Annotated in this window: 13 protein-coding genes; 2 read left to right on the forward strand and 11 right to left on the reverse strand. The window is 33.3% G+C overall.

What is annotated here, in order from left to right:
- Positions 1 to 44 precede the first annotated feature (44 nt).
- Genes GK51_RS02145 through GK51_RS02175 form a run of 8 tightly spaced genes read right to left on the reverse strand, consistent with a single transcriptional unit; the run spans position 45 to position 8,497 of the window.
- A complete protein-coding gene (locus tag GK51_RS02145) occupies positions 45 to 1,541 on the reverse strand; it encodes a cryptochrome/deoxyribodipyrimidine photo-lyase family protein (protein WP_048331452.1) in 1,497 nt (498 codons plus the stop codon).
- Positions 1,531 to 3,063, reverse strand: coding sequence for a cryptochrome/photolyase family protein (locus tag GK51_RS02150; protein ID WP_048331454.1), 1,533 nt, complete (start codon positions 3,061 to 3,063; stop codon positions 1,531 to 1,533). The genes GK51_RS02145 and GK51_RS02150 overlap by 11 nt, the downstream gene beginning before the upstream one ends.
- Positions 3,060 to 4,370: a DASH family cryptochrome gene (locus GK51_RS02155; protein ID WP_048331456.1), complete on the reverse strand. Its 1,311-nt coding sequence runs from the start codon at positions 4,368 to 4,370 to the stop codon at positions 3,060 to 3,062. Before GK51_RS02155 ends, GK51_RS02150 begins: the two co-directional genes overlap by 4 nt.
- Complete coding sequence (locus GK51_RS02460) at positions 4,340 to 4,480, reverse strand: DUF2256 domain-containing protein (protein WP_082132701.1); 141 nt, start codon at positions 4,478 to 4,480, stop codon at positions 4,340 to 4,342. Before GK51_RS02460 ends, GK51_RS02155 begins: the two co-directional genes overlap by 31 nt.
- Positions 4,481 to 5,902, reverse strand: coding sequence for an SDR family oxidoreductase (locus GK51_RS02160; RefSeq protein ID WP_048331458.1), 1,422 nt, complete (start codon positions 5,900 to 5,902; stop codon positions 4,481 to 4,483).
- Between the two features lie 16 nt (positions 5,903 to 5,918).
- Positions 5,919 to 6,536, reverse strand: coding sequence for a flavin reductase family protein (locus GK51_RS02165; protein WP_048331460.1), 618 nt, complete (start codon positions 6,534 to 6,536; stop codon positions 5,919 to 5,921).
- Complete coding sequence (locus GK51_RS02170) at positions 6,536 to 7,846, reverse strand: ABC1 kinase family protein (RefSeq protein WP_048331462.1); 1,311 nt, start codon at positions 7,844 to 7,846, stop codon at positions 6,536 to 6,538. Before GK51_RS02170 ends, GK51_RS02165 begins: the two co-directional genes overlap by 1 nt.
- Before the next feature lie 6 nt (positions 7,847 to 7,852).
- Positions 7,853 to 8,497, reverse strand: coding sequence for a TetR family transcriptional regulator C-terminal domain-containing protein (locus tag GK51_RS02175; protein ID WP_048331464.1), 645 nt, complete (start codon positions 8,495 to 8,497; stop codon positions 7,853 to 7,855).
- 133 nt (positions 8,498 to 8,630) lie between these two features.
- On the opposite strand from GK51_RS02175, the gene GK51_RS02180 reads away from it, so the two are divergent.
- Together GK51_RS02180 and GK51_RS02185 are read left to right on the forward strand one after the other, a co-directional pair.
- The gene (locus GK51_RS02180; protein ID WP_156179537.1) at positions 8,631 to 9,065 is read left to right on the forward strand and encodes a hypothetical protein; all 435 of its coding nucleotides are present in this window, start codon (positions 8,631 to 8,633) and stop codon (positions 9,063 to 9,065) included.
- A gap of 95 nt (positions 9,066 to 9,160) precedes the next feature.
- Complete coding sequence (locus tag GK51_RS02185) at positions 9,161 to 10,009, forward strand: DUF2911 domain-containing protein (protein ID WP_048331482.1); 849 nt, start codon at positions 9,161 to 9,163, stop codon at positions 10,007 to 10,009.
- A 61-nt stretch (positions 10,010 to 10,070) separates the two neighbouring features.
- On the opposite strand, the gene GK51_RS02190 is transcribed toward GK51_RS02185, so the two are convergent.
- The 3 genes from GK51_RS02190 to GK51_RS02200 all read right to left on the reverse strand — a co-directional run.
- Positions 10,071 to 10,271 carry a helix-turn-helix transcriptional regulator gene (locus tag GK51_RS02190; RefSeq protein WP_048331468.1) on the reverse strand — a complete coding sequence of 67 codons (201 nt, stop codon included), beginning with the start codon at positions 10,269 to 10,271 and terminating at the stop codon, positions 10,071 to 10,073.
- On the reverse strand, positions 10,261 to 10,737 hold the full coding sequence (locus GK51_RS02195; RefSeq protein ID WP_048331470.1) for a hypothetical protein: 477 nt from the start codon (positions 10,735 to 10,737) through the stop codon (positions 10,261 to 10,263). Before GK51_RS02195 ends, GK51_RS02190 begins: the two co-directional genes overlap by 11 nt.
- A gap of 132 nt (positions 10,738 to 10,869) precedes the next feature.
- On the reverse strand, positions 10,870 to 11,481 hold a 612-nt coding region (locus GK51_RS02200; RefSeq protein WP_048331472.1), incomplete at its 5' end, for a sodium:solute symporter family transporter.

The raw sequence follows: 11,481 nt of genomic DNA on the forward strand, positions 1-11,481 counted from the left end.
AATTGATTAAACAAAAATTAACAGTAGTTTGTGAAAGTGTGATTTTAATCGTCTTTTTTTAGCAATTTTGATCGATTTTCAATGGTATGTTTATTGAGAATTCGAATACTTTCCATGTTTACCGTTGGATTTTTTTTCATATCCCAAAGAATATCGCTAGCGCGTTTTCTATTCTTTTGTAAATCGACTATCGGAAGCGGATAATTAACACCTAGTTCAAAATTGCTAAACTGCTGATCTAAAATGGTCATTAAATAAGGTTCATGCACGAATGGTAAATCTAAATCTCGCAGTTCTGGTACCCAACGTTTAATGAAAATTCCATCTGGATCATGTTCTAAACTGTTTTTTATTGGATTGTAAATACGTAAATTGTTTATGCCTGTTTCGCCAGCTTGCATTTGTAATTGTGGGAAGTGAATACCTGGCTCAAAATCCAGAAATTGTTGCGATAAATGTTTTGAAGCATCTTGCCATGGTTGCCATAATATATGTGTGAAGAAAGAAACTAATAAGGCACGCATTCTAAAATTCACATAACCCGTTTCATTTAAACAGCGCATGCTGGCATCTACCAAAGGAAAACCGGTTTGCCCTGTTTTCCAAGCTGTTTGATAATCTTTAGAAATGGATTTTTTGAGTTTATGATAACCTTTGTTAACACTAGCTTTTTCCATAATATGTTCCATTTCAAACTTTTGAATAAAATGGGCTTGCCAGCGTAAACGAGATCGAAATGCCGATAATTGTTTTTTATGAATGGAAGCAGTTTGCACATTTTTAGTGGCTTGATAAACTTGACGTACGGATACATTTCCCCAAGCAATATATGGCGATAACCGACTGCAACTTTTTCGAGCTTTTTCGGGTTTTGAAATATGAAACATATAGTTCTTATGTCTGTAATTCAGAAAAGATTGTAGGTATCTTAATGCTAAAGTTGTTCCGCCTTGCTGAAATGGTTTGTTTGTTGGTGTTTTTAAATCTGTAGTTTGGCATTGGTTTTCTAGTTCCTGAATGGCGTGAAGGTCCAAAAAGGCTGATGGTTTGGCTTCAAATGTAATAATGGGTTCAGCCATGATGGCATTCCAGTTTTCAAACCAAGATTCTCGATTTTTTAGCCCACGAACAACGCCATTATGAATACTTTCATTCCATGTTATGACATTATTCTTACAATAGCGTTTAAACGTTTTATCACGATCAAATGTCACTTGGATTCCTGTTTCTTGATGCGAATACACCGTTTTAATTTGATAGGTGTTAGAAATTAAATTACAGGTTGAAATAATATCAGAATTCACCGCAAGAATCTTTGTTTTATAAGGTTCTAACTGTTGGTTTAAATCACGAATAGATTCTTTTATAAAATTCCAATGACGTTCACTATAGTGTTCATCATCTATTAATAATTGTTCGAAAACAAATACACATAGTACACGCTCATCTTGTTGAAGTGCTAATTGTAAAGGTTCATGATCTTCCAACCGTAAATCGCGCTTAAACCAGACAATATGTATGGGTTTTCGGTTAGTATTCATCTTGATTATTTATAATATGCGTGGCACGTTCTTTTAAAGCTGAAAGCTTGTCGGCATTCATTTTATTTAAAATTGCATACATCATTTTCATTCTAAAATTGGATTCTAATTGTTCGCGCTTGTTATCTAAAAAATTCCAATATAAACTATTAAAAGGGCAAGCATCGGCTTCTGTTTTTTTCTTGTGATTGTAGTGACAACCATCACAATAGTTACCCATTTTTTGAATGTAAGAGCCAGAGGATACATATGGTTTGGTTGCTATTTTTCCACCATCCGCAAATTGGCTCATACCACGTGTGTTTGGTAGTTGAACCCACTCTACGGCATCTGCATAAATCCCTAAATACCAAGCGTCCACAGCATCTGGATTGGTTTCTGTTAAGAGCGCGTAATTTCCTGTAATCATCAGTCGCTGAATATGATGCGCATACGCATTGTCTAAAGAATTAGTTACAGCATGTTTTACACAAGCCATTTTTGTATTGCCTGTCCAGAAAAAGTCAGCTAACTTATTTTTGTTGTTTAAGAAGTTTTGTTCTTTAAATTCAGGCATAAAAGCCCAATACATGCCTCGCATATATTCGCGCCAACCAATAACTTGACGTATAAAACCTTCTACTTGCGAAATATCAACGTCATCCTCATGTTTTCGGTAATAATTCAGTATCGTTTCTACCACATTTTTGGCCGAAATTAATTTGATATTCATAGCGAATGATAAACGCGAATGGAATAAATACACCTCGTCTGTACGCATAGCATCTTGATAATCGCCAAAATGAACTAATAAATTTTCACAAAAATATTTGAGTTGTTCTAATGCTTGTTCCCGATTAATGGGGTAATTAAAGGTTTTCTGATGCCAATTTCCTATGGTTTTAATATTTGCAGTTTCTATATCTGAAACAATAGCGTCAACATTATTATTGAAATATTTATAAGTTGAAATAGCTGGTTCATTTTTCCATTTCTTCCTGTTGGATTTATCATAATTCCATTTACCACCTTCCGGATTTCCATAAGCCATTAAAATATCGTGCTTTTTGCGCATATCGCGATAAAAGGACTCCATGACAAATTGTTTTTTACCTTTAAAAAACGTTTTCAATTCGTCACGTTTTGTGTAGAAATGAGCGGAATCTGTAACCTTCGTTTCAATAGAAAGCTTCTTTGTAAATTCATGTAATTGCTGATCTAATCTAAATTCATCCGGAAATTGATATTCAAATTTGTCAATCGATTTTTCTTCTATGATATTCTCAAGATTGTTCGTCAGACTTTGTGTGTTTTTCTCATCATTTATTTTGAAATACAAGACGTGATGTCGATTTCTTTCTAAATTGGAGCCAAACTCGCGCATAGCAGCAAAAAAACCAATTACTTTTTGAATATGATGCGTTACATAATCTGTTTCTTGACGCATTTCGAAAAGCACATATAATACATCATCATCAACAGTTTTAAACCAGGGATGTTTTATGTTGAGCTGATCGCCTAATATAAGTCGGAGTGTTTTCATTCAAATAAGGTGTTTTGGAGCCAACGTTTTTGGAATTTGCCATCGCTATCATAACGATCTGCCTGGAGTTTGACATTAAAGATTCTGTTTCTTGGGTCGTTTCCAACACCAGCCACGTAAAGCCAATTGCCATAATTGCTGTGCACATCATAATCTATCAGTAAGGACTCGAAATAAGCAGCACCAATGCGCCAATCCAATTCCAAGGTTTTCGCAAAATAGGACGCAACATTTTGACGACCACGATTACTCATCCAACCGGTTTTGTTTAATTCAATCATATTGGCATTTACAAACTGTTCAGCAGTTAAACCAGAACACCATTTCTGAATCAAATCAGAATCTGTTTTCCACTTATAGGATTGTTTATTAATGCCTTCAATTTTAAAGATGTCGTTACCATGTTGCCAAGCAATATATTTAAAGAAATCACGCCAAATCAATTCAAAAATGAGCCAATAAGTCGATTCGTTTTTAATATGTTGTTTTTCAAAATCTTGAATAGCCCAATAAATTTGTCGTGCACTAATAGAGCCATTTGCAAGCCAAGCTGAAAATTTGGAACTATAATCTATGCCTAACAAGCCATTTCTAGTTTTCTTATAAAAACCTATTTTTTTAGTTTCGAAAACATAATGATGCAATCTGTTTTGTGCGGCTGTTTCGCCTCCTGAAAAAGGAAAAGCCGAATGCTCATGGGTCTCGAATACAGAAAAGCCTAAATCTTCTAAAGTTGGTATAGTTGTATCATTTTCAATAGGAAAGACGTTTTGTTTAGTCGCTGAAATTACAGGTTGCACTGAAGATTTTTTCTCAAGTACTTTTCTGAAATTGGTAAATACTTTAGGGATGTTATCAAAATGCGACAAGACATCATCAGGATGAAATAAAAATTGATCATAAAGTTCATGGAAAGCTATTCTATTTGATAGTTTAGATTTAACGTTTTGAATGACACGAGTTTCTTCACTAGTAAATTCTTTTTGCAAACAGATATCATTTATCTGAAACGTTTCACATAAATTAGAGATACTTATTTCAGGCTTTTCGTGATAAACAAATAGCGGAATATTGAGCGTTTGCAATTGTGCATTTAAATCTTGAATACTTTCAATTGTAAATTTAGCACGATATTTCTCCGTTTTTTTAAAGCCATATTCTGTTGTTTCGTATTGTCTTGGATCAAAACAATAGAGGGTAATAACGGGTTTTTGTAATTGTAAAGCATGCGCTAAAACGGCATTGTCTTGTATGCGTAAATTGGTGGTAAACCAAACTAGTGTGTATGTGTTTTGTGTCTTCTGCATCGTTCACTGCAATAAATAACATGTTCCCAATTATTTCGCCATTTTTTACGCCAAGTAAACGTTAATTGGCAAACAGGACATGTTTTTGTTGGTAATTCAGATTTTTTCAATTAGGTGGCAATTTTATTAATCATACCTCTAAAAATAAAGCCATGAAAAGGTAATACGCTATACCAATAAAGGCGTCCTGCCAAACCACGTGGTCTAAATGTGGCTGTTTGTTTGAGCTTATTATCTTCAATTTTAAATTCCAACCAAGCTTCACCAGGTAATTTCATTTCGGCATAGAGTAGGAGTTTCTGCTTGTCTTTATCTGCAAAAATAACACGCCAAAAATCCAATGAATCGCCTACATGCAAATCTGTTGGACTTGTTCGTCCACGACGTAATCCAATTCCGCCGACCATTTTATCCATATATCCGCGAATTCGCCATAAAAAAGTACCATAATACCAGCCAGTATGTCCACCAATAGCCCAAATTTTACGAATGGTTTCTTCTGGGTTTGTTATCGCTAATTCCTTATAATCTTTGAAGCAACCAAACTTCGGCACATTCACATATTTATGAAAACTATTTTTGAGTCTACCGCTACTTACCATAGAATCTTTCCAGCTTGAAATAATACCGTTTTGCTCAATTTTCTCAAAAGCCAAAGAGACCGCTTCTTTATAAGATAGTGGTTTTATATCTAGCAACTCGTTAATATTACTTGGGTTTCCAATAATTTGAACTCCCATACTATCTACTAAAGATGATGCTAGTTTGTAAGATGTTGATGTAACGAAATACAGCCAATACGATGATAGTTTTGGTGTCATAACTGGAACCGTTAAAATGTAGCGCTTCAGTTTTCGAACAGCCGCAAATTCTAACAGCATGGTTTTATACGAAAGTACTTCAGGTCCAAAAATATCATAGGATTTATTATATAAACGTTCATCTCCAGCGCTTTTTGATAGATAACTTAAAACGTCACGAACTGCCAAAGGTTGCGTTTTAGTGTCGAGCCATTTTGGAGCAATCATAAAGGGTAACTTTTCAACTAAATCCCGTATAATTTCAAAAGATGAACTTCCTGAACCAACAATAATTCCGGCTTTAAAAATGGTTGTTGCGTAATGATCCGACTGTAAAATTTCTTCAACATGTTGCCTAGATCGCAAGTGTTTTGATAGTTTACTATCATTGGTAATACCACTTAAATAGATGACTTGCTTAACTTTTGATTGTTTAATAGCAGTCTTAAAATTTTCAGCACATTGGGATTCCAACTCTTCAAAATTTTTAGATGAATTGGACATGGAATGCATTAAGTAATAGGCCACATCAATATCCTTCGGAACATTGGAAAGTGTTTCTGGTTTTAGGAAATCACCTTCAATAAAATCAATATGAGGTTCTTCAACATAATTCGAGTCAGCTCGTAATATATCGCGAACAACACAAACAACCTGATGACCATCTTGAACAAGTAATGGTATCAGGCGTTTGCCTATATATCCCGTTGCACCTGTTACAAAAATTTTCATGATTATTATATCTTAATTATATTTTTGGTCGTTGATAATCTAATCGCTGTTTCAGCGTTGGAACTGCGTAACCATCCAATCCGTTTATAGCGGCAACTTTACCTTTTGATAAATTGACAAAACCATCTGTTTCTAATAACTGATTTTGAATATACAAGGATTTAATTTTGCCGATTAATAAAATGGTTCCATTTGCTTTAATATCATATTCCTCCACAAATTCCATGTGCATTTGCACAGGAGCACTAGCCACAAAAGGCTCTTTGATTTCGGATTTATACTCGGAAACTAACGTGGTCATATCAAATTCCGAAATACGTTTGTCATATTTAGCAGATGTATGATGTGCTTCAGAAATAATAGCGTCATGCACATGATTCAGTGTATAGAAACCGGTTTCTTTAATATTATCATAGGTATTTCTAGCTACTGTGGTTGGTCTCATAAAAACCCCTAATAATGGTGGTTCAGATCCAACGTGCGTAACAGAACTAAAAATAGCCACGTTTTCAATACCATGAGCTGATTTAGTGCCAATTAAATTGGCCGATTTGAATCCAGAACAGCTATTGATGAGATTTATTTTATAAAGATGTTCCATTTCTGAAATATCCTCGCGGCTAAAACGTGTCATCATAAATTATGAAAATTATTGATTTTAACGTCTTTTGCTTTTAAGTCGAACATAAGATTATACAAACCGAAAAAAGTACGGTTGATATAAATGAAGTGTTTAGAGCCTCGATTTCCATTCATTTTCCGCAGTTCGGTATTTTTAGAATACTTTTCACCTAATTCGGCTATTCTACCAAAAAAGGACGGATCAGAAAAATCAAAGGTTTCCGTGTGAAAGGGTTGGGTGAAAATACTCAACATTTCATGGAACATATTCGTGAAAAACTCCAATTCCTTTGGAGAATCTTCTGGACGTAAAATTTCTAATTCAAACATTTTCTCACGAAAAATATCCTTATTGTCTATGCTTTCTTTTTCAGCTAGTTCAAAATAAGGCACATAAAAATCATTGGGAATGGTTTTCATACAACCGAAATCCAAAGCAATTAAATTGCCTTCTTTAGAAATTAGAAAATTCCCAGGATGTGGATCAGCATGAACCTTTTTAAGCTTGTGAATTTGGAACATATAAAAATCCCAAAGTGATTGACCAATTTGATTGGCTATATCCTGATTGGTGTTTTTTGCTGTAAATTCAGATAAATGTTCACCTGTCATATAATCCATAGTAATAATACGCTCTGAAGATAATTCGGGATAATACTCCGGAAATTTCAAATAGGGTATGTGCTTACATGCTTCTGCTATTTCTTGACTTTGTTCTAATTCTAAAATATAATTTGTTTCTTCAACTAGCTTATTTTCAACTTCTTTAAAGTATTTATCGGAATCTTTACCTTTAATGTTAAACATTTTTATGGCAATGGGTTTTACCATGGATAAATCCGACTGAATACTTTCTGCTACACCAGGATATTGAATTTTAACTGCTAGCTTTTTGCCATTTTTTTCGGCAATATGAACTTGCCCAATACTGGCTGCATTAACAGAAGTAGAATTGAACGTGTCAAAAATAACATCAGGTGATTCACCAAAATATTTTTTAAAGGTCTTAATAACCAGAGGAGGCGATAAAGGTGGTACGGAAAATTGTGCTAACGAGAATTTTTCAACATAAGCTTGTGGTAAAATGCTTTTTTCCATACTTAACATTTGTGCCACTTTCAGTGCACTTCCTTTAAGTTGCTTCAAACCGTCATATATGTCTTCCGCATTATTTTGATTTAATTTTTCTTTGGCTTCTAGTTCAGTTTTAGTGAGTTTATCACCATAATATTTTAAATAATTTACACCAACTTTAGCCCCAGTTTTTACCAGTTTGCTTGCACGTTGTATTTTACTTGTCGGAATACTATCAATTGTTTTCATAGGCAATTATTGCATTTTTTCTTTAAAAAGGAATTTCCCTAAATCTAAAACGCTTTTTAGAGGCTTGGTATCCATTAAATCGAAACCAGCATGAATGGATTTTTCAATAAAAATATCTGTTTTTTCGAATGAGGATGATGTATCATCTAACCAAAATTTCATAACCATCATTAATTGAATCCAAAATGATTCTTGTTTAGTGATATCCTGAATTTTTACAATGCGCGCTTCTTTAATGTCTATGGTTTCAATATCTAATGTGTCAATATATTTTTTGAAAGCGTGACGTAATTCTGAAAGTGTACTTAAGGATTTCATGCCTTTATCTTTCAGCGCATAAACTACGTAACTCCTGTTAGCAGTCAAGTTCTCAAAAAAGGTAAAATAGAAACTTAATAATTTGTTTCGTGCATCAAAATGCTGGTAATCGTCACTTTTGTTTAAGATAAGAATTGTATTTTCAAAGAATACTCTGAAAATAGATTTCTCTAAAGCTTCAAATGAAGCGAATTTTTTATAAAAATCAGCTTCTTCAAAATTGTTGTCTTTTGCAAATGCATACACAGTTTTAGGTGCATGATTGTGCATTAAAACGTAATCCATGTAAAATGAGATGAGCTTGTCTTCGGTAATGTTTTTCTTTTTTGCCATAATACTTATCTTATTGTGTAAAGATACGAAATGTTTAAGAAATATTATAAATAGTTAAACAATATTTTTGCAAATTTACACTATTACATTTTTCAATAGTTATTATTAGTATATTCGTATTAAAATGAAACAAATGAGAGTACAACAAATTTTAGTTATTGGATTTTTTATTTTTGCTGTAAGTATGTCTTTTGCTCAAAATAAAACAGAAAAAGAAATAGAACTTCAAGCTTCAAAAGTTGATACTGTTTACACTGTTGACGAACGCGCAAATATTCAAAGATGGTTTTATGACCGTGTGAATGACATGCAATTAAAACCAGAAGTTCGCGAAGATTATGATCGTATTATAAATAAGTACGTATTTGATATGAGCCGCTTAAATGATTCTGACAAGAAATTTACGCGTGATGAAATTCATGAAAAATTTGATCATTTAGTAGGAAAAATGAATGGCGAATTAAAAGCGATTTTAACAACTGAACAATATGTGAACCATTTGGAAAATTTTGGCGAAATTCGTCGCAGTATCTATAAGCGATGGGATTTTATAGATTCTGAAGACTAGCTTATTAAATTTAAGGTTTAGTTAACATCTTATAGAAGCCTTTAGGTGTACTTTTGAAAACTCAAAAAAAAAGAAATAATTATAAATTTAAAACTATGAAAAAAACAATACTAATTTTAGCGGCTTTTGTGTTAACGTTTAGCATACAAGCTCAAGTTGTTACACCACAACCAAGTCCATTGAGCAAAGTGGAGCAGAAGGTTGGTTTAACTGATGTGACTATTGAATATTCTCGTCCAGGAGTAAAAGGACGTAAAATATTTGGAGGTCTTGAATCTTATGATGTTCTTTGGAGAACAGGTGCTAACAAAAATACGATCATTACGTTTAGCGATCCGGTTTCTATAAACGGTTATGATTTAAAGGCAGGTTCTTACGCTATTTTTACTAAACCAGGTGAATCTATGTGGGAAGTTTATTTCTATACAGATACTGAAAACTGGGGAGCTCCAGAAAAATGGGATGAAAGCAAGGTAGCTGCTATTGCTAAAGTAAAAGCAGATAAAATTCCTTTTACGGTTGAAACATTCACTATTGATATTAATAATATTAAAACGAATGGTGCTACTTTAGAAATGTTATGGGAAAATACGTATGTTGGTGTTCCTTTTACTGTTCCAACAGATGATAAAGTTTTAACGTCTATTAATGATGCATTAAATGGTTCACCAAAGGCGGCTGATTATTATGCGTCTGCTGCTTATTATTACAGTGAAGGTAAAGATATTAAACAAGCTAAAGAGTGGATTGATAAAGCGGTTAGTATGATGGATGAGGTTGCTTATTACCAATTAAGACAACAGTCCTTAATTTATGCTAAAGCTGGAGATACTAAAGGTGCTATTGAATTAGCTAATAAATCTTTAGAAGCATCAAAAAAAGCTGGTAACATGCAATATGTAAAATTCAATGAGGAATCTTTAAAAGAATGGGGAGCTAACTAATTTTTTGGTTTCTTATAAAATGTAAAAGCGACTTGGTACAACCGAGTCGCTTTTTTTATATTCAATCGTCAGATTCTAATTCAAACAATTCTTCAACAGGCTTTTTAAAAAGTCTGGCAAGTTTTAATGCCAAAACTGTTGACGGGACGAATTTACTTTTTTCAATAGCATTAATGGATTGTCTAGAAACACTTATGGCTTCGGCCAAATCGGCTTGTGTCATATTATGCCTGGCGCGTTCTATTTTTAAGTTATTCGTCATGGCTTGTAGATTTTAGTTTTAAAAAATTAAAGCGAATAATAAAGATGAAAAGTGGTGTAAACATATTAAATATCATCACATTAAAAAATAGCATGTCATAGACGAAAATAACTGCAAAAGCTAGAATGGTATAGTTAACTAGTATTGCCCAAACCAGTGATTCGGTACGGAGTTTATAAATAAATTCATCTTCAACTTTTTCTTTGGTGAAACCAACTATTAAACCACCAATAATAATAGCTATGGCTGAAAGCTCATCAATAATTCCATTTTCAATGATTTTAAACCAACCTTCGTCTGTTCCAGAAAAAAGCGCATCACCATTGTAAATACTTAAAACTTTTACCGTAAGCATATCTGGTTCGAAATCTGTGGTGTATAAAAAGATACCCGAAACTAAACCTAAAATAAGAAGCACCCAACCAAATACCTTGTATTTGTGAGGTAGCAAATAATTTGTTTTCATAACTGTCGATTTTAAATTGATTTAATAAATGTAAAGTAAACATTACATATAGACAATTAAATACGACAAAAAGTTATGTAAACTAGACAATTAGAATGTTTAGAAATTACAAAATACTATTAAGAATGCTTTTTATACGGGTTTCTTGCTCAAGAATTCGAGCAACATAGCAATTCCCATAACAATCGCACAACCCACGAAATTCAACCATAAGAATGGCAAATTGATGAATTCATACTGATTTAATAAGAATAACGTTATTACGAGGATTTGCGTTATAATAGCTGCAATAAAAACCGCTCGACCTTTCACCATTTTCACGAAAAATGCTAATAAGAAAATACCTAAAACATTTCCGTAGAATATAGATCCGATGATATTGACTAACTGAATCAAGTTTTCGGCTAAATTCGCCACACAAGCTACCAGAATAGCCATAATTCCCCAACCTAATGTAAACCAACGAGAGGCTTTTACCATTTCCGTATCCGTTTGTTCTCGAGTATTTCGTTTGTATAAATCGATGGTCGTGGTGGAAGCTAATGCGTTTAATTCACTGGCTGTACTGGACATAGCAGCACTTAAGATTACCGCTAACAGTAATCCAATTAATCCACGAGGTAAATTGTTTAAAATGAAGTTGATAAACACATAGTCTTTATCATTGCTTTCTACTTTTATATTTTTGGCTTCACCTGCTTTATCAATTAAATAGCGTGCACGCGTTCGTATACTATCATTTTT

This window comes from Bizionia psychrotolerans (genome assembly GCF_001039595.1).